Genomic DNA, 26,516 nt, shown 5'->3' on the forward strand with positions numbered 1-26,516 from the left:
CATCAGAAACGCTTCATCCAACCATGCAGCAGGATTCGCTGGTGCTTAACGGTTCCCGGGCGTGATCCTCGACCCATGCGACCCGCCCACATCTGTCTCGCCGTGTTCGTCGCCGCCGTCTGGGGCGTGAACTTCACCGTCGTCGAGGTCGGTCTCGGCCACTTCCCGCCGCTGCTCTTCTCCGCCCTGCGCTTCCTGGTGGCGGCTCTGCCCGCGGTGTTCTTCGTCGGGCGGCCCAAGGTCGCGTGGAAGTGGATCGTGGCGGTGGGGCTGGTCCTGGGCGTCGCCAAGTTCGGACTGCTCTTCATCGGCATGGGCGCCGGGATGCCGGCCGGCCTGTCCTCCCTCGTCCTCCAGGTCCAGGCGGTCTTCACGGCGCTCATCGCCTACGCCGTCCTGGGCGAACGGCCCACCGGCGTCCGGCTCGCGGGCATGGCGGTCGCGTTGTGCGGCGTCGTCGTGGCCGCCGTGGACGAGGGCACCGGCGGCCCGCTCGGCGCCTTCGCGCTGGTGATCGCGGCGGCGGCCTGCTGGGGCGCGTCCAACGTCCTGACCCGCAGGGCTTCTCCGCCCGACTCCCTCAATTTCATGGTGTGGGTGAGCACCGTCCCCGTACTCCCGCTGCTGGGGCTCTCGTTGCTGACGGAGGGCCCCGCCCGGGACCTCGACGCGCTGCGTGCCCTCGACTGGCGGGGCGCCGGGATCGTGGTCTACGTCGCCTGGATCACGACCGTCCTCGGCTTCGGGGCGTGGGGCAGGCTGCTGCGCCACCATCCCGCGTCCACCGTCGCGCCGTTCTCCCTCCTGGTCCCGGTCTTCGGCATGTCGTCCGCCGCCCTGTTCCTCGGCGAGTCGGTGGGCCCCCTGCGCTGGGCGGCGGCGGCGCTGCTGGTCGGAGGGGTGGCCCTGACCTCCCTGGCACCCTCGCGGACGGCCCGCGGGGTGGTCCGACCGGCGGACGGTCCGACACCGGACCGGATCGGGGCGCCAGTATGAGCCCATGGCCGTAGTCGACATCCCCGGGTCCAAGTCCATCACCGCGCGTGCGCTGTTCCTGGCGGCGGCGGCCGACGGGGTCACGACCCTGCGGCGCCCGCTCCGCTCCGACGACACGGAGGGCTTCGCGGAGGGCCTCGTCCGGCTGGGCTACCGGGTCGGCCGCGCACCGCACGTCTGGCAGGTCGACGGGCGTCCGGGGGGCCCGGCCGTCACGGACGCCGACGTGCACTGCCGGGACGGCGCGACCACCGCCCGCTTCCTGCCCACCCTCGCCGCCGCGGGCCACGGCACCTACCGCTTCGACGCCTCCGCGCAGATGCGCCGCCGCCCGCTGCTGCCGCTCACCCGCGCCCTGCGCGACCTGGGGGTGGACCTCCGGCACGACCGGGAGGAGGGCCATCACCCGCTGCGGATCGCGGCGTCCGGTGTGGCGGGCGGCGAGGTGACGCTCGACGCGGGCCAGTCCTCCCAGTACCTGACGGCACTTCTGCTGCTCGGCCCGCTGACCCGCGAGGGCCTGCGGATCACCGTGACCGACCTGGTGTCCGCGCCGTACGTCGGGATCACCCTCGCGATGATGCGGGCGTTCGGGGCGTCCGTCCGCAGGGAGGGCGACGTCTTCGAGGTGGACCCCGGCGGCTACCGCGCCACGACCTGGGCGATCGAACCCGACGCGTCCACCGCGAGCTACTTCTTCGCCGCGGCGGCGGTGACGGGCCGTACGGTGACGGTCCCCGGTCTCGGCACCGGCGCGCTCCAGGGGGACCTGGGCTTCGTGGAGGTGCTGCGGCGGATGGGGGCGCGGGTGGAGGTCCGCGAGGACCGTACGACGGTCACCGGTACCGGCGAACTGCGCGGCGTCACGGTCGGCATGCGGGACATCTCCGACACCATGCCGACGCTGGCCGCGATCGCGCCGTTCGCCTCGGGCCCGGTCCGCATCGAGGACGTCGCCAACACACGCGTCAAGGAGTGCGACCGCCTCGACGCCTGCGCGGAGAACCTCCGGCGGCTGGGCGTACGGGTGCGGACCGGCCCCGACTGGATCGAGATCCACCCCGGTGCGGCTCCGCGGTCCGGCACGGAGATCAGGACGTACGGCGACCACCGCGTCGTCATGTCCTTCGCGGTGACCGGACTGCGGACCCCGGGTGTCTCGTTCGACGACCCCGGCTGCGTACGGAAGACGTTCCCGGCCTTCCACGAGGAGTTCGCCGGGCTGCGGGCCCGGCTGCTGGGTCCGTGACCCCCCGGGCCGGGACGGGAGAACCGGCCCGGCCGCGGGGAGACCGTCCCCGGGGCCGGGCTCCCGGTCAGTGCGGGATGCCGTCGATCAGCTCGCGGGCACCCTGGCGCAGCAGTGCCACGGCGACCGACGTGCCGAGGGTCGCGGGATCGAGCCGGCCCGCCCACTCGTGCGCGTTCAGGACCGTCTTGCCGTCCGGGGTGAACACGCAGGCGCGCAGCGACAGTTCGCCACCGCGGTGCGCCTTCGCGTAACCCGCGATCGGCGAGTTGCAGTGGCCCTGCAGGACGTGCAGGAACATGCGCTCCGCGGTGGCCTCGCGGTGCGTGTCCGGGTCGCCGAGGTCGCTGACGGTCCCGATCACGTCCGTGTCGCCCTCGCGGCACTGGAGGGCCAGGATGCCCGCGCCGATCGGCGGCATCATCGTCTCGGTCGACAGGACCTCGCTGATCACGTCGGTGCGGCCGATGCGTTCGAGCCCGGACGCCGCGAGCAGCAGCGCGTCCGCCTCGCCCGCCGCGAGCTTCTCCAGGCGGCGGTTGGCGTTGCCCCGGAACGGCACGCACTCCAGATGCGGGTGCGAGGCGGCGAGCTGTGCCACGCGCCGCACGGAGGAGGTGCCGATCCGGGTGCCCTGCGGCAGCTCGTCGAGGGTGAGCCCGGCGGGGTGGATCAGCGCGTCGCGGATGTCGTCCCGGGCGAGGAAGGCGGCGAACATCGTCCCAGCGGGCAGCGGGCGGTCCGCGGGGATGTCCTTCACGCAGTGCACCGCGAGGTCGGCCTCACCCGCCAGCAGCGCCGCGTCGACCTCCTTGGTGAACGCGCCCTTGCCCTCGACCTTGGACAGGTCGCCCATCCACTTGTCGCCGGTCGTCCGCACCGGGACGACCTCGGTGCGGATCTCGGGGTGGAGCGCGCCCAACTCGGCGCGTACGCGCTCCACTTGGGCCAAGGCCATGGGGGAGTCGCGGGAGACGATACGGATCAGTTCCGGGGCCGACATGCCGACCACGATAGCCGGTTTGCTTGGGGCGGGTGGGGGGTAAGGCGATCGCCCCAGGTGGTGGCGGCGCGAGCGGCCGCGGGCCGTCGGCGGGCGGGGGTGGGGGCGCGGTGCGCGGTGCGCGGTGTGTGGTGCGGGTACGGGGGTGCGGTGCGGGTCCGGGGATGTGATGAACGGTGCGGGTACGGGGGTGCGGTGCGGGGCCGGGGGTGTGATGAACGGTGCGGGTACGGGGGTGCGGTGCGGGGCCGGGGGTGTGATGAACGGCGCGGGTACGCGGGCGCGGTGCGGTGTCGGCGTGCGGCGGAGGGCGGTGCGACGCCACGGGGCGGCTCGGACGCGTGCGGGGCGACGGGGGAGAGCGGCCGGGGAGGCCGGCGCGCTACGCCGACTCGTTCAGCAGACGTCCGAGGTGCTCCCGGCCCGGACCCAGCAGTCCCGGGAGCGGCGCGGCTGCCTCGTACCACCGCTTCTCGTACTCCCAGCACAACCAGCCGTCCCAGCCCTCGCGGGAGAGCAGTTCCACGCACTCCGCGAGCGGCAGGACGCCCGCGCCCAGCGGGAGCGGGGTGGTGTCCTCGGCGGACGCGATGTCCTTGACCTGCACATAACCGAGGTACGTGGACAGGGCCGCGTACGTCGAAGGCGGCTCCTCGCCGCCGAGCCAGGTGTGCATGACGTCCCACAGCGAGCCCACGTGGTGATGGCCGACCAGGCCCAGGATCCGCGTCGCGTCCGCGCCGGTGCGGTGCGAGTCGTGGGTCTCCAGCAGGATGCGTACGCCCAGGTCGGCGGCGTACTCCGCGGCCGTCCCGAGCCGTCGCGCCGCCGTCGCGTCGGCCTCCTCGGCGCTCTGTCCGGCAGGTGCGCCCGGGAAGACGCGGACGAAGGGCGCCGAGAGGTCCCGCGCCAGGTCCAGGAGTCCGCGCAGCTCGGCGACGACGGGGGCGTCGTCGCCCGGTGCGGCCACCCGGGTGTACCCGGCCAGGCCCATGATCTCGACACCGCCCGCCTCGAACGCGGCGGTCACGCCGGCCCGCTCGGCCGGTCCGAGCCCGGGGTGCACCGGCTCCTCGGGATGCGCGCGCAGCTCCACGCCGTGATAGCCGTGCGCGGCGGCGAGCCGTACGACGTCGGGGACGGGGAGCGCGGGCACGCCGAGCGTGGAGAAGGCCAGCTTCATGGACCGGGACCCTACCCGGCACCCCGGATCATCCCGGGGAGACGTGCAGGTCCAGTCGCCAGTCCTGGCCCACGAGATCCGCGCCGAACGAACGGTGCGGCTTCTCGGCGACGAGGGAGAAGCCGTGGCGGCGGTAGACGCGGGCGGCCGCGGTCAGGACGTCGTTGGTCCACAGGACGAGGTCCCGGTAGCCGCCGTCGCGCGCGAACCCGACGACCGCCTCGACCAGCCGGTCGCCGACGCCGAGCCCGCGGGCGTCCGGCTCGACGAGGAGCAGTCGCAGCCGGGCCGTTCCCGGGGCGTCGTCCCGCACGCACATCACGCACCCCACCGGCCGGCCGGCCAGCTCGGCGATCCAGACCCGCTCCAGATGCGGATCGTGGTCCTCGGCGAAGTCCGCGACGATCCTGGCGACCAGCCCCTCGTAGTCGGTGTTCCAGCCGAACTCGGACGCGTACAGCGCGGCGTTGCGCTGCACGATCCAGCCGAGGTCGCCGGGGACGGGCTCGCGCAGCACGACGTCCTCGTGTCCGCGGCCGGCGGGTGGGGCCGGGCGGCGGGACGACAGGAGCGCGCGCACGGTGTGCATCGCCTCGGCGAGGCGGGGGCGGTCGTCGGCGGGCACGGTCGCCAGCAGGGCCCCGACGGATTCCCGTGAACGTTCGTCCAGTACGGCCGCGGTCTCCCGGCCGCGCGGTGTGAGCGTGATCCGGCGGCGGCGCGGGTCGCTCTGCGAAGGCGCGCGCTCGATCAGGCCGTCCTGCTCGAACTTGTTGAGGATCCGGCTCAAGTACCCCGAGTCCAGAGACAGTTCGCTACGGAGACCGGTGGCGTCGGTGTGCGGTGAGTGGGCGAGCTCGTACAGCACGCGCGACTCCGTGAGGGTGTACGGGGCGTAGAGGTGGCGGCCGTAGTCGAGTGCGCCGATGACGTTCGTGTAGAAGCGGTTGAAGGAGCGGATGTCCTGGACGGTCATGGTCAACCCCGGAGGTCGGCTCTGGGTTTCGGCTGTGCGTTGCGTTGCGTTGCGTTGCGCTGTGCTTGGCGGGTGCGGGTGCGGGTGCGGGTGCGGGAGGTGCGGGGGGATGGCGCGACGGTTGACTCAGTCAGCGATACGCGTCGAGCGTACGGGTGTGGGGGAGGCGGCGTCCACGGGCCGGACGGGTCCGGCGGGCGTGGAGTCCGGGTGAAGGCGGCCACGCTCCGGTAACGGGCGGACGGCGTCCCGGCGAACCGGGTCATGGCTTGGCCAACCCCTTCCCGCGCGTTGTCCTCGAGTTCATCGCGCGCCTCTGCCAACCCCCGCGAACCCCCTGGAGAGTGAGACGGCGGGCTCGTCCCGGCGGGTCCCGCAGTTCGACTCCGGAGAGCTGGCGAAGTCTCAAGAAGGAGCATTTATGACCGAGTTGACACGTCGTAGACTCCTGGGTTCGGCCGCCGGCGCGCTGGGCGGCGCCGCGGCACTCTCCCTTCTCCCGCCGAGCGTCCAGAAGGCCGTCGCGGCCGGACCGCCCCGGCACGGTTCGCTCCGCGACATCGAGCACGTCGTCATGCTGATGCAGGAGAACCGGTCGTTCGACCACTACTTCGGCACGCTGTCGGGTGTCCGGGGGTTCGCCGACCCCCACGCGCTGAAGCTCGACACCGGACGGTCGGTCTTCTACCAGCCCGACGCGGTCAACCCGAAGGGGTACCTGCTCCCCTTCCACCTCGACACCCACACGTCCAGTGCCCAGGCCATTCCCTCCACGAGCCACGCGTGGGCCGTGCAGCACGAGGCGTGGAACGGCGGCAGGATGGACCAGTGGCTGCCGGCGCACCGCAAGGCGGACGGGGCGAACGGCCCGTACGTGATGGGCTACTACACGCGCGAGGACATCCCGTTCCAGTTCGCGCTCGCCGAGACGTTCACCGTCTGCGACAACTACTTCTGCTCGGTGTTCGGGCCGACCTGGCCCAACCGGCTGTACTGGATGACGGGGACGATCGACCCGGGCGGGACCCAGGGCGGTCCGGTCCTCGTCAACAAGGCCCCGACGCCGTACCGGTGGACGACGTACGCGGAGCGGCTGCAGGCGGCCGGCGTCAGCTGGAAGGTGTACCAGCAGGACGACGACTACGGCTGCAACATGCTGGAGCAGTTCGCCGGCTTCCGTGCCGCGCAGCCCGGTTCCGATCTGTACGAGCGCGGGGTGCGGCCGCAGCCGGAGGGGACGTTCGAGGACGACGCCCGCAACGACCGGCTGCCGGCGGTGTCGTGGATCATGCCGACCAGTTACCAGTCGGAGCATCCGGACTATCTGCCCGCGGCGGGCGCGGATTTCGTCGCCTCGAAGATCGAGGCGATCGCGTCGAACCCGAAGGTGTGGCGGAAGACCGCGTTCATCCTCAACTACGACGAGAACGACGGCCTGTTCGACCACGTGCCACCGCCCACGCCGGCGGCCGGGACGGCCGACGAGTTCGTGCAGGGGCTGCCGATCGGGGGCGGCTTCCGGGTGCCCGCGATCATCGTCTCGCCGTGGACGGTGGGGGGCTGGGTGGCGACGGAGGCGTTCGACCACACCTCCGCGCTGCAGTTCCTGGAGCGGTTCACGGGGGTCGAGGAGCCGAACGTCAGCGACTGGCGCCGGTCGACGTTCGGTGACCTCACGTCCGCGTTCCGGTTCTCCCACTCCAGCCCGCGTGCGCCGCGTCTGCCGGACGACACGGCGGAGCAGCTGGAGAAGGCGAAGGAGGAAGTGGCGACCCTCCCGAAGCCCACGCTTCCCGGTGCCGACCAGTCCTTCCCCCACCAGGAGAGGGGCCGCCGCCCGCACGTGTGAGCGATCGCGTGGGCGGCGGTGGTGGGTCGGGGCCGCGCCGGTGTACCGAGGCCGTCGCCGCTGGATCAGACGTGGACCGGGCATGCGAGCCGCTGCTCGACCCGGACGTAAGCGACGGCCTCGGCACACCGGCACGGCCCCTTCCGCGCGTCGTCGGGTGCGGGTGCGGGTGCGGGTGCGGGTGCGGTTCGGTGGCGGGTGGGGTGGTGCATCGATTGGGGATGTGTCTCCGTTCGGGCGGGGCTTCTCGGCGCGGGCTGGCGACGGCCTCGGCACACCGGCACGGTTCGGTGGCGGGTGGGGTGGTGCATCGATTGGGGTTGCGTCTCCGTTCGGGCGGGGCTTGGGTGCGGGGGCGCGTCTTCAGCCCGTCCGGCGTTTGAGGACGAGCCCTTCGGGCGATGCGGGGGTCCAGGGGGCGGCAGCCCCTTGGCCGGGTCGTACGGAGGGACGGGGGCCTACCCCTTGGGGACCCCGGTGGACCCCCGCACCATCAATTCGCCCCGCACTCCGGCGATCCCCCCGGGCGGAGCCTCCTCGCGGCCCATGGCGACCCGTCCCGCCCGCGCCCCCGCCTCCGACAACGGCAACCGCACCGTCGTCAGCGCCGGCACCGCGTCGACACTGAACGGCAGATCGTCGAACCCGGCCACCGACACGTCGTCCGGGATGCGCAACCCCGCGTCGCGCAACGCCGCACACGCGCCGAGCGCGACCGTGTCGTTGGCGGCGACGACAGCCGTCAGGCCCGGCTCCCGGCGCAGAAGCTCGACCGTCGCCTCGTACCCGGAGCGCCGGTCGTAGCGCCCGTGCACGGTCCACCGGGGATCGTCCCCGATCCCGTGCGCGGCGAGCGCGGCCCGGTGGCCCTCCAGCCGGTGCCGGGTCGTGGTCCTCTCCTCGGGTCCCGCGATGTACCCCATCCGCCGGTGCCCGAGCCCGATCAGATGCTCGGTGAGCTGCTGCCCGCCGCCCCGGTTGTCGAAGGTGAGCGCGATCGCCTCGGGCGCGTCCGGCGCGGGCGGCCGACCGCACAGCACGACCCGCGTCCCCGCCTCGCCGAGCTTGCGCAGCTTCGCCGCGACCGCCGCCGCGTGCGGCGCGTCCTCGACCGCGCCCCCGGTCAGTACGACCGCCGCCGCGCGCTGCCGCTGGAGCAGCGTGAGGTACGTCAGCTCGCGCTCCGCGACACCGCCGGTGTTGCACACCACCCCGAGCCGCTCCCCGCCCGCACGCCCCCCGGGCCCCCCGATCTCCGACTGGATCGCGGCCGCCATGATCCCGAAGAACGGGTCGGCGATGTCGTTGACCAGGATGCCGACCAGATCGGAGGTGGCGGCGGCCAGCGAACTGGCGGGCCCGTTCAGTACGTAGTCGAGTTCGTCCACCGCGCGCAGCACCCGTTCGCGCGTGGACGCGGCGACGGGGTAGTTCCCGTTCAGCACCCGGGACACGGTCGCGGGCGAGACCTGCGCCCGTGCCGCCACGTCCGCCAGGGTCACGGTCATCTCGTCGTCCTCCGGTCGCGCGTCTCGTTGTCGTTGCCGTACACGGGCGGGTGCGAGGAGTCGGAGCGCCGGGGCGCGCGGCCGTGCGTCGCGCACACCCCCCCCCGCACCCGTGTACGCCCGCCACGTGCGGGTCCATCCGATCGTGCCCGCGCCCTCAAGTCCAGATGTCCGGCCGGTCGAACATCTCGCCCTCCACGTGGTCTTGTCCGATCGGCTGGGCAGAGGCTAGCTTTTCCTCCGGATAGAAAGCGCTTGCTGTCGCGCTCACCGAGGGGGCGCGTGCGGCGCGGAACCCGCGCACGAAGGGGATGACGTGACACGCAAGACGGTGCGTATCGCCATGAACGGCGTGACGGGGCGCATGGGCTACCGCCAGCACCTCGTCCGTTCGATTCTCGCCCTGCGGGACCAGGGCGGTCTGGACCTGGGCGACGGCACGACGCTGTGGCCCGAGCCGGTCCTCGTCGGCCGCCGCGAGCACGCCCTGAGGGAGATCGCCGAGCGGCACGGGCTGGAGCACTGGTCGACGGACGTCGACGCGGTCCTCGCCGACCCGGACGTCGACCTCTACTTCGACGCACAGGTCACCTCCGCCCGCGAGGAGGCGATCAGGAAGGCCGTCGCGGCGGGCAAGCACGTGTACACCGAGAAGCCGACCGCCACCGGGCTGGACGGCGCCCTGGAACTGGCCCGGCTCGCGGACGCGAAGGGCGTCCGGCACGGGGTCGTGCAGGACAAGCTCTTCCTCCCGGGGCTGCTGAAGCTCAAGCGCCTCGTCGACGGCGGCTTCTTCGGGCGGATCCTGTCCGTGCGCGGGGAGTTCGGCTACTGGGTCTTCGAGGGGGACTGGCAGTCCGCCCAGCGACCCTCCTGGAACTACCGCGCGGAGGACGGCGGCGGCATCGTCGTCGACATGTTCCCGCACTGGGAGTACGTCCTGCACGAGCTGTTCGGCCGGGTCACCTCCGTCCAGGCCCTCACCGCCACCCACGTCCCGCAGCGCTGGGACGAGCGGGGGAAGCCCTACGACGCCACGGCCGACGACGCCGCGTACGGCGTCTTCGAGCTGGAGGGCGGGGCCGTCGCCCAGATCAACTCGTCCTGGGCCGTGCGCGTCAACCGTGACGAACTGGTCGAGTTCCAGGTCGACGGGACGGAGGGCTCGGCCGTCGCCGGACTGCGCAACTGCCGTGTCCAGCACCGGTCCGCCACCCCCAGACCGGTCTGGAACCCGGACCTCCCGGCCGGCCACTCCTTCCGCGACCAGTGGCAGGAGGTCCCCGACAACACCGAGTTCGACAACGGTTTCAAGGCCCAGTGGGAGCTGTTCCTGCGGCATGTCCACGCCGACGCGCCCTACCACTGGGACCTTCTGGCCGGTGCCCGCGGCGTCCAGCTCGCCGAACTGGGCCTGAGGTCGGCGGCCGAGGGCCGCCGTCTCGACGTACCGGAGATCACGCTGTGAGCGTCCGGCTGCCCGACCGGTCCGGTGGACTGAAGCGGTACGAGCCGCGCGCCGAGCCCCTCGCCCCGACCGCCGGGGCGCCCCTCACCTCCCGTACGGTCTTCGCGGCGGCACATGTCGTCGCCGACCCGTACGCCGACGTGTCCCCCGACTCGCCCGCCGCCGTCGACTGGGACGCCACCCTCGCCTTCCGCCGCCATCTGTGGTCCCACGGCCTCGGGGTCGCCGAGGCGATGGACACCGCGCAGCGCGGGATGGGTCTGGACTGGGCGGGCGCGGCCGAACTCGTCCGCAGGTCGGCCGCGGAGGCGAGGGCGGCCGGGGGGCGGATCGCCTGCGGGGTGGGGACCGACCAGATCACCACGGGCTCCCTCGCGGAGGTCCGCGCCGCCTACGAGGAGCAGCTCGCGCTCGTCGAGGAGACCGGTGCGCAGGCCGTCCTGATGGCCTCGCGGGCCCTGGCCGCCGCAGCCCGGGGCCCCGAGGACTACCTCGACGTCTACGGGCATCTCCTGCGCCAGGCCTCCCGCCCGGTGGTCCTGCACTGGCTCGGTCCGATGTTCGACCCGGCGCTGCGGGGCTACTGGGGGTCCGGCGACCTGGACGCGGCGACGGATGTCCTCCTGGAGGTGATCGCGGCCCGTCCCGACAAGGTCGACGGCGTCAAGGTCTCCCTCCTCGACGCCGGACGCGAGATCGCCCTGCGCCGCGGGCTCCCGCCCGGCGTCCGCTGCTACACGGGCGACGACTTCCACTACCCCGAGCTGATCGCGGGCGACGAACGGGGTTTCAGTCACGCCCTGTTGGGTGTCTTCGACCCACTGGGACCGCTCGCGGCCCACGCGGTGCGGGTGCTCGACACCGGTGACGTGAAGGGGTTCCGCGCGCTGCTCGATCCGACCGTGGAGCTGTCCCGCCATCTCTTCCAGGAGCCGACCCGCTTCTACAAGACGGGAGTTGTCCTCCTGGCCTGGCTCGCCGGACATCAGACGCACTTCACGATGGTGGGCGGCCTGCAGTCGGCCCGTTCCCTCCCGCACCTCGCGCGGGCCTACGAACTGGCCGACGGGCTCGGCCTGTTCCCGGACCCGGCCGTGGCGGAGCGGCGGATGAGGGACCTGCTCGCCCTGTACGGAGTGGACCAGTGAGCCCGGCGAGCCCGACGCGTCCGGCCGACGGCGTCCTGGAGCGGCTCAGCATCAACCAGATGACCGTCAAGCAGCTCACGATCCCCGAACTGGTCGCCGGATGCGTCGAGTTGGGTGTCCCAGGCGTAGGGCTCTGGCGGGAGCCGGTGCGGGCGTACGGCATCCGGGCCACCGCCGGGCTCGTACGCGACGCGGGGCTGTCGGTGACGACCCTGTGCCGTGGGGGATTCCTCACGGCGATCGAACCCGCCGAACGGGCCCGTGCCCTGGACGACAACCGCGCGGCGGTCGACGAGGCGGCGGCCCTCGGCACCGACACGCTGGTCCTGGTCTCCGGCGGACTGCCGGCCGGGTCGAAGGACCTGCGGGGCGCCCGTGAACGCGTCGCCGACGCGCTGGCGGAACTGGGGCCGTACGCCGCCGGGTGCGGTGTACGGCTGGCCGTCGAACCGCTCCACCCGATGTACGCCGCCGACCGCTGTGTCGTCTCCACCCTCGCCCAGGCCCTGGATCTCGTGGAACGCCTCCCCGCCGACCAGGTGGGCGTCACCGTCGACACCTACCACGTCTGGTGGGATGACACCGCCCCCGCGCAGATCGCCCGCGCCGGGGCGTCCGGACGCATCCACGGCTTCCAGCTCGCCGACTGGACGACCCCGTTGCCCGAGGGCGTCCTCCACGGCCGCGGCCAGATCGGCGACGGGTCCGTCGACATGCGGGAGTGGTGGGGGTACGTCGAGGCCGCGGGCTACGCCGGTCCCGTCGAGGTCGAGCTGTTCAACGACGTGCTGTGGGGCCGCGACGGGAGGGAGGTGCTCGCGGAGACGGTGGCGCGGTTCGTGACGCACACCGGATAGCCGTCCGTGACCCACACCGGACCGGCGGTCCGCGGTGGGTCCGGATGCCCGTCCGTGATGGGTCCGGACAGTCGTCCGCGGTGGGTCCGGCGGTCCGGCGGCCCTGGATCGGGCTGGAGTGGATCCGCGGCCGTGGATCGGGCTTGGGTGGATCCGGCCGTGGTGGATGCCGGGGCGGTCGGTGTGCGGTTCGGCGGTGGGTTCCGGCGGTGGTCGGTGGTGCGGGGCGGCCGTGGCGCCGGAGCGCGCGGGGAGGCTATTTCCGCGTGCCGCGGGTGGCCCGCTTCGACAGCACCGACAGCAGCACCGGGATCACCAGGTCGATCACCCGGGCCACCGTCGCCGGTGGCAGCCCCGTCTTCCTGGCGACCGCGTTCGCGACCGGTCTGCTGATGCGGGCGAGCAGGCCGCCCATCAGACCGCCGCCCAGGCCGCCCATGCCACCCAGGGTGGCCACACCGGTCAGCGGGGCCTCCTGCGCCTCCGCGAAGGCCTGCTGGACCTCACCGGGATCCGTGACGGCGCGGTCCTGCAGACCGCCCGAGAACTCCGACACCGTCGTGCCGACGACCTCGCGCGCCCCGGCCGTGTCCGTGCCGAGCAGACCCGCGATCTCCTGCAGCCCGGCGTCGTCGAGCGCGTCGAGCACATCCTGCTGGAGTGGCTCCTCGTTCATGCCGCAAACGCTACGGGCACCCCGGTCGGTCGGCACGCCGAAAAAATCCCGGAAGGCCGTACAACCCTCCCCGCACCTGGTGAGTCGTACTTGCCATCAGGACCCTTGGAGGGGGATCTGGGGGGATCGCGGGGGTTCTGGTACGGAGGGGAAACCGAGAGGGCCCGGTCGACGGACCGGGCCCCCTCGAAGTTTCTCGGATCCCGGATCCCGGCCTCAGGCCTCCGCCTCCGGGCGTCCCGGACTCCGTCCCGAAGTGGCCCGCTTCCGTTCATGGCCGGGACCGGTGTACGGACCGTGATCCGCGGGGAGCGTCCGAATCCGCCCGTTGCCTCTGTGACGGCTGACGCCCACGCTGCTCCCTGAGCCGGACGACAGCCGAATCGGGGGGACGGGTCCCGTGCTGCGCATCCACTTCACGCCCGAGGACTTCACCCGTATCCGGGTGGCGGGCACCCCCGACCCGCTCTGGGAGATCGCGTGCAGCCTGCACCGGCTCCAGACCACGCGTGGACGCTGGGCGTACGCCGACTGGTACCGCACCACCCGGGACACCCTCGCGGGCACCGGACTCGGCGCGGCGGTCCGCCGGCTCCTCGTCCCGGTCCTGCCCCGCGCGCTGTACCTGCCCGACTTCCTCACCCCCTACGAGGCCGTCGACGGGCTGGAACCGGGTCTCGCGGCGATCGTGGACACCCCGCCCGCCAGGGTCGCCCACGAGGTGGACCTGCTCGACCGGCTCAGCGGAGCCCCGCCCTGGGCTCCCCGGCTGGTGGAGCGCGCCACCCGTGAGGAGCTGGTCAAGGCCCTGCGCGCCTACCACGAAGCGGTCATCGCCCCCCACCACGACCGCATCTGCGCGGGGATCGCCGGGGAGCGCGCCGTGCGGGCCCGCCAGACCCTCGACACCGGCATCGACGGGCTGCTCGCCGGACTGTCGCCGGTCATGCACTGGCGTCCGCCCGTCCTGCACGTCGAGTACGTGGAGGACCGCGACCTGCACCTCGGGGGCCGCGGGCTGCGCCTGGTCCCGTCGTACTTCTGCTGGCAGTCGCCGATCTCGATGGCCGACGACACCCTGCGTCCGGTGCTGATCTACCCCCTGCACACCTCCCGGCCGCCGGCCGCGACCGCGAGCCCCGACGCCCCCCTCGCCGCACTGATGGGCGGAACCCGCGCCGCCGCCCTGCGGTCCCTGGCGCTCGGCGCCACCACCTCGGAGCTGGCCCGGTCCCTGGGAGTCTCGCCCTCCACCGCCACGCACCACACCACCGTCCTGCGTGACGCGGGCCTGATCGCCAGCCGGCGATGGCACAACACCGTGCTGCACACGCTCACCCCGCTCGGGGCGGCGATGCTCCGCCGGACCCCGAGGGCCCCGGACGGCACACCGGCCCGGCCCTAAGCCGCCGCCGCACCCGCCCGGCCGCCGCCGCACCGGTTCCGGTCATGACCCACTGTCCGCGGCGGGCGAAGCGTGTCCCGGTCCGCCCCACCGGCCCCATGTGCCGCACGAACTCCGCCGGAGCAAGCGGCTCCGGTGCCGGGCCGGGGACTTTCGAGCCGGGTCGAAGGTCGTGGTCCCCGCGGGCCCGCTCTGCGAGCGTCTGCGGCGTGCACCCCGGACGCGACAGCAACGGCCCGTCCGGAGGCGTGGTCGTGCGCACGGGCGTGGGCGCGACCGGGTGCCGGAAGGCCGGAAGACCAGCGGGCCGGAAGGCCGGAAAGTCCGACGGCCGGAAAGTCCGACGGCCGGAAAGTCCGACGGCCGGAAGGCAGGAAAGCCCGAAGACCCGGGGACCCGACAACCGGGGCACGAGAAGACCGGACCACGAGAAGACCGGAACACCGAAAAGGGGAAGCATGAACAGAGCTCTCGCCGCCGGCGCGCTCGCGCTTGTCTCCGCCGCGACCAGTCTGACGCTCGCTCCCGCGGCCTCCGCCGCCCCCCAGGCCTGTGTGACCTCGACGCTCACCACCGGGGGCGACGAAGGCGTGGGAACCATCCGCAACAAGTCCGCGACCAGCAGCTGCGGAGACCTCAACCTCACCTACTCCGACGACTCGACCTCCCCCTACGGGGACTACTACGCCGGGCGGCTGCGCAACTCCAGCGGCGTCTGGCACACCTGCAGCAAGGGCTATGTCTGGGCCTCCGACGGCAGCCACAGCGTCAACGACTCCACCTACTGGCTGTGCACCGACGTGAACGACAACACCCCGTTCACGGTGGCGAGCCAGCTCGACGGCGGCGACTCCGTCAAGATCACGCACTGACCGGGGCGGAGCGTCCGCCGGCCCGGTTCCGATCTCGTACGGGGGTGCCATCGGCGCGGGCCGGCGGCACCCCCGCCAGGGACCGGACGGGGCCGGCGGGGCGGAGGAGCCGCGGCGGGCAGGGCGGCCACGGCAGGCGGGGCGGAGCGGACAGGCGGCGGGCCGGGCGGCCGGGGGATGAAGGGGGCAGGGTAATGGGCGAGAGGATCCCGGTCGGGTACCGGGTCGTGGTCGTGGCCGTCGCCGCGGTGTTCGCCGCCGCCTGCTCGGCGGGTCCCGCCCCGCTCGCGGCCCCGTCCCGGGCGGCCCGGGTCGCCCCGGCGCGTCTCAGCGACGCGCTGCCGGACGATCCGGTCCGGATGGTCCTGCCCGCCACCGGCGCCGAGACCCGCTGGACCCAGGGACTGGACGTCCTCGTACGGCAGGAGGCCCGTGCCGTCGCCGCGTCCTGCGCGCGGGACCACAGGACCGTGCTTCCCGCGCAGGCCCCGCTCGCCTTCATCCGCTACTACGAGCTCCCCGACCTGGACTTCGTCGCCCGGCACGGGATGAGCGAGAGCGCCCCGGTACCCGCCGCGACGCCCGTCCCGGCGACGACCGGCACCAATACGGGCGGGGGGAACGGGAGCGGGGGTTCCGGCGGGCCGGCCGCGGCGCGGCGCTGCCTCGCCGCGGGGACGGCCGCCGCCACGGCGCTGCGCGACGGTTATGCCGCCCTCCAGGGCCGGTGGTTCGACGCCCTCGTCCCGCTGCGCCGCGATCCCGCCGTGCTGCGGGCGCTGCGGACACTGCCGGGCTGTCTGGCCGGACACGGGATCCGGGTGCGCGACGAGAACGGTTTCTTCGCCCTCGCCGACAGCCGGGCCCAGACCACCGCCCCCGACCGGCTGCCCGCCGTCGAGCACGCGCTCGGGGATGCGTACGCGGACTGCATGCGCCCCGTCGAGGCCGTCCGCGAGCCGGCCCGTCTGCGGCTGCGCGCCCGTTTCGTCGCCGAGCACGCCGCGGCGATCCGTAGCCTGCGCGCGACCCTCGTCCCCTCGCTCCGCCGGGCCGAGCGGGAGCACGGTCTGCGGCTGGTCTTCCCGGCCCCGTGACGGAGGCGCACGGACAGGGCATCGGCGTCGGACAGCCCTTAGAAGAACACCCCGCACCGCAGCAGCACGTTCGCGTACGGCCGCGCCTCTCCGGTACGGACGATCAGCCGAGCGCCCGCCGACAGCGACTTGAGTTCCTCGTGCGGGACCAGGTCCAGGGCGGGGAAGCGGGCGGTCAGCAGCGCGGCGGCCTCCGGGTTCGCCCCGTGGATCTCCTCCGCGGCGGTGGCGCCCTCCACCACCAGTTCCGTCAGCAGCCCGTCGAGGACCTCGGCGAACGACGGCACCCCGGCGCGGAAGGCCAGGTCGACGACGCGCGGCCCCTCCGGTATCGGCATGCCGGCGTCGCACACCAGCACCCCGTGCCCGTGGCCCAGTTCGGCCAGGGCGCCCGCCAGATGGCGGTTCAGAATTCCGGCCCTCTTCACGACGACTCGACCTCCTCGGCGGTCGGGAAGGACTCCTGGGCACCGGGCCGGGTGACGGCGACCGCACCCACCCGGGCCGCGTAGGCGGCGGCGACGGCCGGCGGATCGCCGAGCCCCAGCCGCCAGGCGAGCGCCGCGGTGAACGAGTCGCCCGCGCCCGTCGTGTCCACGGCCGCCACCGGCACGGCCGGCACCCGCGCGGTTCCGTGGGCGTCCGCCACCAGCGCGCCCCGCGCGCCCAGCGTGACGACCACCGAACGCGGGCCCAGCGCGAGCAGCGCCGTCGCCCAGTCCTCGGGCTCCTCGCCCGCGCCGTCGCCCAGCACCACCCGGGCCTCGTGCTCGTTCACGATCAGCGGGTCGCAGGCCGCCAGGACCTCGGCGGGCAGCGGCCGGGGCGGCGACGGGTTCAGCACGAGACGACTGCCGGGCGCGAGGGTCCGTACGGTCTCCACGACCGTCTCCAGCGGGATCTCCAGCTGCGCCGAGACCACCCGGGCGGCGCGTACGAGACCCGCGGCGGCCCGGACGTCCTCCGGTGTCAGCCGGCCGTTCGCGCCCGGTGAGACCACGATGCTGTTGTCCCCGGACGGGTCCACCGTGATCAGCGCCACGCCGGTGGGCGCCCCGCCGACGAGCACGCCCGCGGTGTCGACGCCGGCCGCCCGCTGCGCGTCGAGCAGCAGCCGGCCGTGCGCGTCGTCGCCGACCCGGGCCAGCAGGGCCGTGCGGGCCCCGAGACGAGCGGCCGCGACCGCCTGGTTGGCGCCCTTGCCGCCCGGGTGGACGACGAGGTCGGAGCCGAGCACCGTCTCACCGGCCGCGGGTCGCCGTTCGACCCCGATCACCAGGTCCGCGTTGGCCGATCCCACGACCAGCAGGTCGTAGTCGTACATGAACTGTCTCCCTGTGTAGGTGAGGTGAGCGGGGGCGGCCGGGCGGTCACGTGGACCCCCGGCCGCCCCCTGCGCCGATCGGCTCAGCCGGTGAACCCGGCCACGTTCTGTGCCGTGACCACCTTCACCGGAACCATCACGGTCTTCTCGACCTTCTTGCCCTCGGCGGACTTGAGCGCGTTCTCCACCGCGATCCGGCCGAGCTCGGTCGGCTGCTGGGCCACGGAGGCGTACAGCGACCCGTTCTTGACGGCCGTCAGCCCGTCGGGCGTGCCGTCGAAGCCGATGACCGAGACCGACTTGCCGGCCTTGGAGCCGAGTGCCTTGATCGCGCCGAGCGCCATCTCGTCGTTCTCGGCGAAGACGCCCTGGACGTCGGGGTGCGCCTGGAGCAGGTTCGTCATCACGTCGAGGCCCTTGGTGCGGTCGAAGTCCGCGGGCTGCCGGGCGACGACCTTGATGCCGGGGTAGGCCTTCAGGCCCTCGGCGAAGCCCGCGCCGCGCTCACGGCTCGCGGAGGTGCCCGCCAGACCCTGCAGGATCACGATCTTGCCCTTGCCGCCGAGCTTCTCGGCGAGCGCCTTGGCGCCCAGCTTGCCGCCCTCGATGTTGTCGGAGGCGACGAGCGCGGCCGTCTCCGCCTTGTTCACGCCGCGGTCGACACCGATGACGGGGATGTCGGCCTTGTTCGCGGAGCGGACCGCCGGGCCCGCGGCGTCCGAGTCCACGGGGTTGACGATGATCGAGCCGAGCCCCGAACTGGTGAAGTTCTGCAGCTGGTTGGCCTGCTGGGAGGCGTCGTTCTGCGCGTCGGTGACGGTCAGGCTCACGCCGAGCTTCTTGGCCTCCTGCTGCGCGCCCTTCTTGATCTGGACGAAGAAGGGGTTGTTCAGGGTGGAGAGCGAGAGACCCACCTTCTTCGACGCCGTCGAGGAGGAGCCGCCGTGCACGAAGGACATCGCGCCGACGATCGCCGCCGCGACCACGGCCGCGATGATGTACGTCGCCGCCTGCTTGCCCCGGTTGCCCGGTGAACCGGCGCCGGCGGCCACCGGGGTCGCCCCGGCCTTGCGCCGCACCGTGTCGAGCAGCACCGCCAGCGCGATGACGACACCGATGACGACCTGCTGCCAGAAGGCGGAGACGGAGAGCAGGTTGAGGCCGTTGCGCAGCACCGCGAGGATCAGCGCGCCGATCAGCGTGCCGGACGCCTTGCCGGTGCCGCCCGCGAGCGAGGCGCCGCCGATGACGACCGCGGCGATCGCGTCGAGTTCGTAGCCCTGCGCGGCCTGCGGCTGCGCGGAGGAGAGCCGGGAGGCGAGCACGATGCCCGCGGCGGCCGCGAAGAGACCCGACAGGGCGTAGATCGCGAGCTTCTGCTTCTTGACCCGCAGGCCGGAGAGGCGGGCCGCCTCCTCGTTGCCGCCGATGGCGTACATGGAGCGGCCGATGTAGGTACGGCCGAGGATCACGGCCGTGATCAGGCCCATGACGACCATGACGAGGACCGGGACGGGCAGCCAGCCGCCGAGGGTGTCACCGAGGTGCGAGACCGAGGAGGGGAAGGCGATCGGGCTGCCCTGCGAGATCACCAGGGAGAGACCGCGGCCCACCGAGAGCATGGCGAGCGTCGCGATGAACGGCGGCAGTTTCCCGTACGCGATCATCACGCCGTTGACCAGGCCGACGGCGATGCCGGCGGCGATCGAGACGATCACCGCGACCCACACCGGGACGCCCTGCGAGGTCGCCAGCCAGGCGAGGACGGTGGCGGAGAGCGCCGCGACCGAGCCGACCGACAGGTCGATGCCGGCGGCGACGATGACGAAGGTCGAACCGAAGGCGAGAATGGCGGTCACGGCCGCCTGGACGCCGATGTTGAGCAGGTTGTCCGTCGTCAGGAAGTCGCCGGACAGCGCCGCCATCGCGATGACGAGCGCGATGAGCGCGGTGAGCGCTCCGTTGTCGAGCAGAAGGCGGCGGACCGCCGAGGCGCCACTCGCGCCCGATGTGCTCTTGAGCGTGTCAGTGGCCACGGGAGCCCTCCACAGCGGTTTCAGAGTTGGTGGTCGGTGTGCTGACGGCGAGTGCCATCACGGAGTCCTGCGTCGCTTCGGCCGCGGACAGTTCGCCCGCGATCCGGCCCTGGGCCATCACCAGCACCCGGTCGCTCATGCCGAGCACCTCGGGCAGATCGCTGGAGATCATCAGAACGGCCGCGCCCGCGGCCGTCAGTTCGTTGACGAGCTGGTAGATCTCGACCTTGGCGCCGACGTCGATGCCGCGGGTCGGCTCGTCGAGGATCAGCACCTTGGTGTCGGCCAGCAGCCACTTGCCGATGACGACCTTCTGCTGGTTGCCGCCGGACAGAGTGCGGACGTGCTGGCCGAGACCGGCCATGCGGACGCCGAGCTGTTCGGCGATCCGCGCGGCGGCCTGCCGCTGGCCCCTGAGGTCGACGAGTCCGCCATGGGTCGCGGACCGCATGGTGACCAGGCCGAGATTCTCCTCGACGGAGGCGTCGAGCAGAAGTCCCTGGCCCTTGCGGTCCTCGGGGACGAGCCCGATGCCGGCCCGCATCGCCGCGTTCACGTCGTGCCGGCGCAGCTCGGCGCCGGCGACCTTCACGGCGCCCTTGTCGTAGGGGTCCGCGCCGAAGACCGCGCGGACGACCTCCGTCCGTCCGGCGCCCACGAGCCCCGCGATGCCGACGACCTCACCGGCCCGCACCTCGAAGCTCACGTCGTGGAAGACACCGTCCCGGGTCAGCCCCTCGACGGTCAGCAGCGCGGTCGCGGCGCCGCTCCCCGTGGCGGTCCCGGTCTCGGGGCGCTCGCGCGGGTACTGCTGCTCGATCGAGCGGCCCACCATCAGACGGACCAGTTCGTCCTCGGGGGTGGTCGCGGGCACCTGCCCGACGCTCCTGCCGTCGCGGATGACCGTGACCCGGTCTCCCAGGGCGGCGATCTCCTCCAGGTGGTGCGTGATGAAGACGATGCCGACGCCGTCCTCGCGCAGCTGGCGCACGATGGCGAAGAGCTTCTCGACCTCCTCGGAGGTGAGCACCGCGGTCGGCTCGTCCATGATCAGGACCCGCGCGTCGAGGCTCAGCGCCTTCGCGATCTCGACCATCTGGAGGCGCGCGATGCCGAGTTCACGCACCCGCGCGCGCGGCGACACGTTCACGCCGACCCGTTCGAGGAGCGCGGCGGCCTCGGCCTCCATCGTCCTGCGGTCGATCAGCCCGTAGCGGCGCGGCTGCCGTCCCAGGAAGATGTTCTCGGCGACCGTCAGATCGGGTACGAGGTTGAACTCCTGGTAGATGGTGGCGATGCCGAGGCGTTCGGAGTCCTGCGCCCCGTGGATGCGCACCTCCTCGCGGTCCACGAGGACGCGTCCGGAGTCGGGCTGGTAGGCGCCGGAGAGCATCTTGATCAGCGTGCTCTTGCCGGCGCCGTTCTCGCCGAGCAGCACGTGCACCTCGCCGCGGCGCAGGTCGAAGTCGACGCTGTCCAGCGCGACCACGCCGGGGAAGGTCTTGCGAATGCCCTCGATGCGCAGCAACTCGTCCTGGTTGCTCACGACTGGCTCCTTTGTACGGGGGACTGCTGTGCGGGGTTGGTCTCTCGGGGGGTCGGCCGGTTGGGGGGCGGTGGTGCGGGGGCCGTGCGGGCCGGGTCCGGTTCGCCGCACGACCGGCGTACGACGAGCCGGGCGGGGAGGGTGACGGACTGCGGGGGGCGGCCCTCGATCCGGTCGACGAGCGCGTGCACGGCGGCCCGTCCGAGTTCTCCGGTCGGCTGTGCGATCGCGGTGACCGGGGGATCGGTGTGCACGAACCAGGGGATGTCGTCGAAGGCGGCGAGCGCGATGTCCTCGGGCACCCGCAGCCCCCGTGCCCGGACGGCGTCCAGCGCGCCGAGCGCCATCAGGTTGTCGGCGGCGAAGACGACCTCGGGCGGCTCGGCCAGGTCCAGGAACCGTTCGGTGGCCCGGCGCCCGCTCTCGGCCTGGAAGTCGCCCTGCCCGATGTAGGCGTCCGGCAGGTCGATGCCGTGGGCGGCGAGCGCCTCCCGGAACGCCTCCACGCGCTCACTGCCGGTGGTGGTCGCCGCCGGGCCCGCGATGATGGCGAGCCGTCGGTGTCCGAGACCGTGCAGATGGGCGACGAGGTCGCGTACGGCGGTGCGTCCGTCGGCCCGTACGACGGGGACGTCCACGCCGGCGATCCATCGGTCCACGAAGACCATCGGGGTACCGGCGCGCGCGGCGTCCAGCATGGCGGGGGAGCCGCCGTCGGTGGGGGAGACCAGCAGACCGTCGATGCGCCGGTCCAGCAGGGTCCGTACGTGGTGGTCCTCGACCTCGGGGCGCTCGTCGGCGTTGCCGATGATCACGCTGTAACCGAGGGCGCGGGCCTCCTCCTCGACGGAGCGGGCCAGTTCGGTGAAGTACGGGTTGAGCACGTCGCTGATGACCAGGCCGAGGGTGCGCGTCTGGTCGGTGCGCAGCGAACGGGCGACGGCGTTCGGGCGGTAGCCCAGGTGCGCCACGGCCGCCAGCACGCGGGTGCGTGCATCCGGGCTGACCGACGGGTGGTCGTTCAGCACACGGGAGACCGTGGCGACGGACACACCCGCCTCCGCGGCGACATCCTTGATGCTCGCCATGACCGCCCCACCTCCTCGTGGAATCGATTACACGGAGGATTGGAATCGATTACACGGGCATCGGGCAAGGGTCCAAAGACCCTCTGAGACCGGATCGTGATGAAGGCCCTCCGGGAGGGCGGGCCCCGTCCGGGCCCGCCCGGGCGGACGGGGCCCGCGTTGTCGGTCCCCGCGGGTACCTTCGGATCATGTCCAAGCAGGAGGGGAGCGGGGCGCGGCAGCAGGCCGTCCTCGAAGGCGTGCTGGAGCGGATCACCTACGCGAACGAGGAGAGCGGCTACACGGTGGCGCGTGTCGACACCGGCCGCGGCGCGGGGGACCTGCTGACCGTCGTCGGCGCGCTGCTCGGCGCCCAGGTGGGGGAGTCGCTCCGGATGGAGGGCCGCTGGGGCTCACACCCGCAGTACGGCAAGCAGTTCACGGTGGAGAACTACACGACGGTCCTCCCGGCCACCGTCCAGGGCATCCGGCGCTATCTCGGGTCCGGCCTGGTGAAGGGCATCGGCCCGGTCTTCGCCGACCGCATCACCCAGCACTTCGGGCTGGACACGCTCCGGATCATCGAGGAGGAGCCGCAGCGTCTCGTCGAGGTCCCCGGCCTCGGTCCCAAGCGCACCGGGCGGATCGCCGACGCCTGGGAGGAGCAGAAGGCCATCAAGGAGGTGATGCTCTTCCTCCAGAGTGTCGAGGTGTCGACGTCGATCGCGGTCCGCATCTACAAGAAGTACGGCGACGCGTCGATCTCGGTCGTGCGGAACCAGCCCTACCGGCTGGCCGCCGACGTCTGGGGCATCGGCTTCCTCACCGCCGACCGGATCGCCCGGTCCGTCGGCATCCCGCACGACAGCCCCGAGCGGGTCAAGGCGGGCCTCCAGTACGCCCTTTCGCAATCCACCGACCAGGGGCACTGCTATCTGCCCGAGGAGCGGCTGATCGCGGACGCGGTGAAGCTCCTCCAGGTGGACACGGGCCTGGTCATCGAGTGCCTGGCCGAACTCGCGGCCCCTGTCGAGGACGACGCGGACCCCGGTGTCGTACGGGAGAAGGTGCCCGGCCCCGATGGCGGCGAGCCGGTGACGGCGGTCTATCTGGTCCCCTTCCACCGCGCCGAACTCTCCCTCTCCGCCCAGCTGTTGCGCCTGCTGCACACCGACCAGGACCGGATGCCCGGTTTCCGGGAGGTGGCCTGGGACAAGGCGCTGACCTGGCTGGAGGGGCGTACGGGCGCGGAGTTGGCGCCCGAGCAGGAGGAGGCCGTGCGGCTCGCGCTGACCAGGAAGGTCGCCGTGCTCACCGGAGGCCCCGGCTGCGGCAAGTCGTTCACGGTCCGCTCGATCGTCGAACTGGCGCGCGCCCGGCGGGCGAAGGTGGTCCTCGCCGCGCCCACGGGCCGGGCGGCCAAGCGGCTCGCCGAACTGACGGGGGCCGAGGCGTCGACGGTGCACCGGCTGCTCGAACTCAAGCCGGGCGGGGACGCCGCGTACGACAAGGACCGCCCGCTGGACGCCGATCTGGTGGTCGTGGACGAGGCCTCCATGCTCGATCTGCTGCTCGCCAACAAGCTGGTCAAGGCGGTGCCGCCGGGTGCCCACCTCCTGTTCGTGGGTGACGTCGACCAACTCCCCAGCGTGGGCGCGGGCGAGGTGCTGCGGGACCTGCTCGCCGAGGACGGACCCGTGCCGTCGGTCCGCCTGACCCGGATCTTCCGGCAGGCCCAGCAGTCCGGGGTGGTGACGAACGCACACCGGATCAACTCCGGGCAGCACCCGGTCACGGACGGCCTGAAGGACTTCTTCCTCTTCGTCGAGGACGACACCGAGGAGACCGGGCGGCTCACGGTGGACGTGGTGGCGCGGCGGATTCCGGCCAAGTTCGGGCTCGACCCGCGCCGGGACGTGCAGGTGCTGGCGCCGATGCACCGGGGGCCGGCGGGCGCGGGCACCCTCAACGGCCTGCTCCAGCAGGCGCTCACGCCCGGGCGGCCCGAGCTCGCCGAGAAGCGCTTCGGCGGCCGGGTCTTCCGCGTCGGCGACAAGGTCACCCAGATCCGCAACAACTACGAGAAGGGCGAGAACGGTGTCTTCAACGGCACCGTGGGCGTCGTGACCTCGCTCGATCCGGTCGAACAGCGGCTGACGGTGCTGACGGACGAGAACGAGGAGGTTCCGTACGACTTCGACGAACTGGACGAGCTGGTGCACGCGTACGCGGTGACGATCCACCGTTCCCAGGGCAGCGAATACCCCGCGGTGGTGATCCCGGTCACCACGGGCGCCTGGATGATGCTCCAGCGCAACCTGCTCTACACGGCGGTCACGCGGGCGAAGAGACTGGTCGTCCTCGTCGGCTCCCGCAAGGCGATCGGCCAGGCCGTCCGCACGGTGTCGGCGGGCCGGCGGTGTACGGCCCTGGCCTTCCGTCTGGCGGGCGGTCCCCCCGCCCGGCGGCCCGCTCCGGAGCCCGTCCACCGGCCCTGACCGGTTCCCGCCGGTGCCGCGCTGCGCGTCCTTCCGGCCCGCCCGGCCGCCGCTCCCCAAAAAATGATCGATCAAAGGAGTCGCAAAGGTCACACAGCACTTCCGGAACCAGGGCGAAGAGGGGCAGGATGTGCAGGCTGGCGGCACTCAGTGCCGCCAACCGGCCCAATGGTCGACCCCGAGTGCACTCTCCAGGGCCAAATGGGGGATGGTAGAGACAGTCAGGGCACCTCGAAGAAGAGGCACAACGTCGGTGAGGGATGACGTGAGCGACAACAACGCTGTAGTACTGCGGTTCGGCGATGGCGAGTACACCTACCCGGTGATCGACAGCACCGTCGGCGACAAGGGCTTCGACATCGGCAAGCTCCGCGCCCAGACCGGTCTGGTGACGCTGGACAGCGGGTACGGCAACACCGCCGCCTACAAATCCGCGATCACCTATCTCGACGGCGAGGAGGGCATCCTCCGGTACCGCGGCTACCCGATCGAGCAGCTGGCCGAGCGCTCCACCTTCCTCGAGGTGGCCTCGCTGCTGATCAACGGCGAACTGCCGAACGTGGACGAGCTCTCCACCTTCAAGAACGAGATCACGCAGCACACCCTGCTGCACGAGGACGTCAAGCGCTTCTTCCAGGGCTTCCCCCGTGACGCCCACCCGATGGCGATGCTGTCGTCCGTGGTCAGCGCCCTGTCGACGTTCTACCAGGACAGCCACAACCCGTTCGACGAGAAGCAGCGCCACCTCTCGACGATCCGGCTGCTCGCCAAGCTTCCGACGATCGCGGCGTACGCCTACAAGAAGTCGATCGGCCACCCCTTCGTCTACCCGCGCAACGACCTCGGGTACGTCGAGAACTTCCTGCGCATGACCTTCTCGGTCCCCGCCCAGGAGTACGAGCTCGACCCGGTCGTCGTCTCCGCGCTCGACAAGCTGCTCATCCTGCACGCGGACCACGAGCAGAACTGTTCGACCTCCACCGTGCGTCTGGTGGGCTCCTCGCAGGCGAACATGTTCGCCTCGATCTCCGCCGGCATCTCCGCTCTCTGGGGTCCGCTGCACGGTGGCGCCAACCAGTCCGTGCTGGAGATGCTGGAGGGCATCCAGGCCTCCGGCGGCGACGTCGACTCCTTCATCCGCAAGGTGAAGAACAAGGAGGACGGCGTCCGTCTGATGGGCTTCGGCCACCGCGTCTACAAGAACTTCGACCCCCGGGCGAAGATCATCAAGGCGGCCGCGCACGACGTCCTCTCGGCGCTCGGCAAGTCCGACGAGCTGCTGGACATCGCGCTCAAGCTGGAGGAGCACGCGCTCTCCGACGACTACTTCGTCTCGCGCAGCCTCTACCCGAACGTGGACTTCTACACGGGTCTGATCTATCGCGCCATGGGCTTCCCGACCGAGATGTTCACGGTCCTGTTCGCCCTCGGCCGCCTCCCGGGCTGGATCGCCCAGTGGCACGAGATGATCAAGGAGCCCGGCTCCCGCATCGGCCGCCCGCGCCAGATCTACACGGGTGTCGTCGAGCGCGACTTCGTGCCGGTCGAGGCCCGCTGATCCTCCCCGTGCGGGCATAGCCCCACGAAGGGTCCGAAGCCGAAGGAACCCGGCAAAACGGAAAGCGCCCTGCTACCGGTCCCCCCACGGGCCGGCAGTCAGGGCGCTTTCCTTGTCCCGGTGCGGATTCCCCCCACGGGATCCGGCCGGGCGTCTGTGGACAGCGCCTGAATCGCTGCGAGCAAAACGAGCAGAACTCT

At 72.4% G+C, this 26,516-nt stretch carries 21 protein-coding genes; 11 read left to right on the forward strand and 10 right to left on the reverse strand.

Annotated elements, in window-relative coordinates; translation table 11 throughout:
• The first annotated feature begins 75 nt into the window (after window positions 1-75).
• Both OG776_RS26520 and aroA read left to right on the forward strand, forming a co-directional pair.
• The gene (locus OG776_RS26520; protein WP_148014468.1) at window positions 76-996 is read left to right on the forward strand and encodes an EamA family transporter; all 921 of its coding nucleotides are present in this window, start codon (window positions 76-78) and stop codon (window positions 994-996) included.
• Between the two features lie 4 nt (window positions 997-1,000).
• The gene (gene aroA, locus OG776_RS26525; protein WP_148014467.1) at window positions 1,001-2,245 is read left to right on the forward strand and encodes a 3-phosphoshikimate 1-carboxyvinyltransferase; all 1,245 of its coding nucleotides are present in this window, start codon (window positions 1,001-1,003) and stop codon (window positions 2,243-2,245) included.
• 67 nt (window positions 2,246-2,312) lie between these two features.
• Here aroA and hemC read toward each other — a convergent pair whose 3' ends face one another.
• The 3 genes from hemC to OG776_RS26540 all read right to left on the reverse strand — a co-directional run bounded on the left by hemC (window position 2,313) and on the right by OG776_RS26540 (window position 5,407).
• Window positions 2,313-3,248, reverse strand: coding sequence for a hydroxymethylbilane synthase (hemC, locus tag OG776_RS26530; RefSeq protein WP_329322643.1), 936 nt, complete (start codon window positions 3,246-3,248; stop codon window positions 2,313-2,315).
• 382 nt (window positions 3,249-3,630) lie between these two features.
• Window positions 3,631-4,431: a sugar phosphate isomerase/epimerase family protein gene (locus OG776_RS26535; protein WP_148014657.1), complete on the reverse strand. Its 801-nt coding sequence runs from the start codon at window positions 4,429-4,431 to the stop codon at window positions 3,631-3,633.
• Between the two features lie 28 nt (window positions 4,432-4,459).
• Window positions 4,460-5,407 (reverse strand): bifunctional helix-turn-helix transcriptional regulator/GNAT family N-acetyltransferase, encoded by a 948-nt coding sequence (locus tag OG776_RS26540; protein ID WP_148014656.1) that lies wholly within the window; start codon window positions 5,405-5,407, stop codon window positions 4,460-4,462.
• 421 nt (window positions 5,408-5,828) lie between these two features.
• On the opposite strand from OG776_RS26540, the gene OG776_RS26545 reads away from it, so the two are divergent.
• Window positions 5,829-7,256 (forward strand): alkaline phosphatase family protein, encoded by a 1,428-nt coding sequence (locus OG776_RS26545; RefSeq protein ID WP_329322644.1) that lies wholly within the window; start codon window positions 5,829-5,831, stop codon window positions 7,254-7,256.
• A 458-nt stretch (window positions 7,257-7,714) separates the two neighbouring features.
• Here the strand turns inward: OG776_RS26545 and OG776_RS26550 are convergent, their stop codons facing one another.
• On the reverse strand, window positions 7,715-8,764 hold the full coding sequence (locus tag OG776_RS26550; protein ID WP_329322645.1) for a LacI family DNA-binding transcriptional regulator: 1,050 nt from the start codon (window positions 8,762-8,764) through the stop codon (window positions 7,715-7,717).
• Window positions 8,765-9,080: 316 nt separating this feature from the next.
• On the opposite strand from OG776_RS26550, the gene OG776_RS26555 reads away from it, so the two are divergent.
• Genes OG776_RS26555 through OG776_RS26565 form a run of 3 tightly spaced genes read left to right on the forward strand, consistent with a single transcriptional unit; the run spans window position 9,081 to window position 12,237 of the window.
• Window positions 9,081-10,232 carry a Gfo/Idh/MocA family protein gene (locus OG776_RS26555; RefSeq protein ID WP_329322646.1) on the forward strand — a complete coding sequence of 384 codons (1,152 nt, stop codon included), beginning with the start codon at window positions 9,081-9,083 and terminating at the stop codon, window positions 10,230-10,232.
• Entirely contained in the window at window positions 10,229-11,380 is a 1,152-nt protein-coding gene (locus tag OG776_RS26560) for a dihydrodipicolinate synthase family protein (RefSeq protein WP_148008502.1), read from the forward strand. Before OG776_RS26555 ends, OG776_RS26560 begins: the two co-directional genes overlap by 4 nt.
• 59 nt (window positions 11,381-11,439) lie before the next feature.
• Window positions 11,440-12,237, forward strand: a complete 798-nt coding sequence (locus tag OG776_RS26565) for a sugar phosphate isomerase/epimerase family protein (protein ID WP_148009395.1) — start codon at window positions 11,440-11,442, stop codon at window positions 12,235-12,237.
• Window positions 12,238-12,493: 256 nt separating this feature from the next.
• Here the strand turns inward: OG776_RS26565 and OG776_RS26570 are convergent, their stop codons facing one another.
• Entirely contained in the window at window positions 12,494-12,913 is a 420-nt protein-coding gene (locus OG776_RS26570; protein WP_148008501.1) for a DUF937 domain-containing protein, read from the reverse strand.
• 400 nt (window positions 12,914-13,313) lie between these two features.
• On the opposite strand from OG776_RS26570, the gene OG776_RS26575 reads away from it, so the two are divergent.
• The 3 genes from OG776_RS26575 (at window position 13,314) to OG776_RS26585 (ending at window position 16,287) form a co-directional block, all read left to right on the forward strand.
• Complete coding sequence (locus OG776_RS26575) at window positions 13,314-14,318, forward strand: ArsR/SmtB family transcription factor (RefSeq protein WP_148008500.1); 1,005 nt, start codon at window positions 13,314-13,316, stop codon at window positions 14,316-14,318.
• Between the two features lie 458 nt (window positions 14,319-14,776).
• Window positions 14,777-15,190, forward strand: a complete 414-nt coding sequence (locus OG776_RS26580) for a hypothetical protein (RefSeq protein ID WP_148008499.1) — start codon at window positions 14,777-14,779, stop codon at window positions 15,188-15,190.
• A gap of 194 nt (window positions 15,191-15,384) precedes the next feature.
• Window positions 15,385-16,287 (forward strand): hypothetical protein, encoded by a 903-nt coding sequence (locus OG776_RS26585; protein ID WP_329322647.1) that lies wholly within the window; start codon window positions 15,385-15,387, stop codon window positions 16,285-16,287.
• Between the two features lie 38 nt (window positions 16,288-16,325).
• Here the strand turns inward: OG776_RS26585 and rbsD are convergent, their stop codons facing one another.
• The 5 genes from rbsD to OG776_RS26610 all read right to left on the reverse strand — a co-directional run bounded on the left by rbsD (window position 16,326) and on the right by OG776_RS26610 (window position 22,281).
• A complete protein-coding gene (gene rbsD, locus OG776_RS26590; RefSeq protein ID WP_148012935.1) occupies window positions 16,326-16,715 on the reverse strand; it encodes a D-ribose pyranase in 390 nt (129 codons plus the stop codon).
• The gene (locus OG776_RS26595) at window positions 16,712-17,611 is read right to left on the reverse strand and encodes a ribokinase (protein WP_148012936.1); all 900 of its coding nucleotides are present in this window, start codon (window positions 17,609-17,611) and stop codon (window positions 16,712-16,714) included. Before OG776_RS26595 ends, rbsD begins: the two co-directional genes overlap by 4 nt.
• Window positions 17,612-17,694: 83 nt before the next feature.
• The gene (locus tag OG776_RS26600; protein WP_148012937.1) at window positions 17,695-19,647 is read right to left on the reverse strand and encodes an ABC transporter permease/substrate-binding protein; all 1,953 of its coding nucleotides are present in this window, start codon (window positions 19,645-19,647) and stop codon (window positions 17,695-17,697) included.
• Window positions 19,637-21,193, reverse strand: coding sequence for a sugar ABC transporter ATP-binding protein (locus tag OG776_RS26605; protein WP_329322648.1), 1,557 nt, complete (start codon window positions 21,191-21,193; stop codon window positions 19,637-19,639). The genes OG776_RS26600 and OG776_RS26605 overlap by 11 nt, the downstream gene beginning before the upstream one ends.
• Window positions 21,190-22,281, reverse strand: coding sequence for a LacI family DNA-binding transcriptional regulator (locus OG776_RS26610; RefSeq protein ID WP_329322649.1), 1,092 nt, complete (start codon window positions 22,279-22,281; stop codon window positions 21,190-21,192). The genes OG776_RS26605 and OG776_RS26610 overlap by 4 nt, the downstream gene beginning before the upstream one ends.
• 188 nt (window positions 22,282-22,469) lie before the next feature.
• On the opposite strand from OG776_RS26610, the gene recD2 reads away from it, so the two are divergent.
• Together recD2 and OG776_RS26620 are read left to right on the forward strand one after the other, a co-directional pair.
• A complete protein-coding gene (recD2, locus tag OG776_RS26615) occupies window positions 22,470-24,758 on the forward strand; it encodes an SF1B family DNA helicase RecD2 (RefSeq protein WP_148008498.1) in 2,289 nt (762 codons plus the stop codon).
• A gap of 253 nt (window positions 24,759-25,011) precedes the next feature.
• Complete coding sequence (locus OG776_RS26620) at window positions 25,012-26,316, forward strand: citrate synthase (protein WP_382652192.1); 1,305 nt, start codon at window positions 25,012-25,014, stop codon at window positions 26,314-26,316.
• Window positions 26,317-26,516 lie beyond the last annotated feature (200 nt).

The sequence above is a fragment of the Streptomyces sp. NBC_01689 genome, assembly GCF_036250675.1.
Classification (GTDB): Bacteria; Actinomycetota; Actinomycetes; order Streptomycetales; family Streptomycetaceae; genus Streptomyces.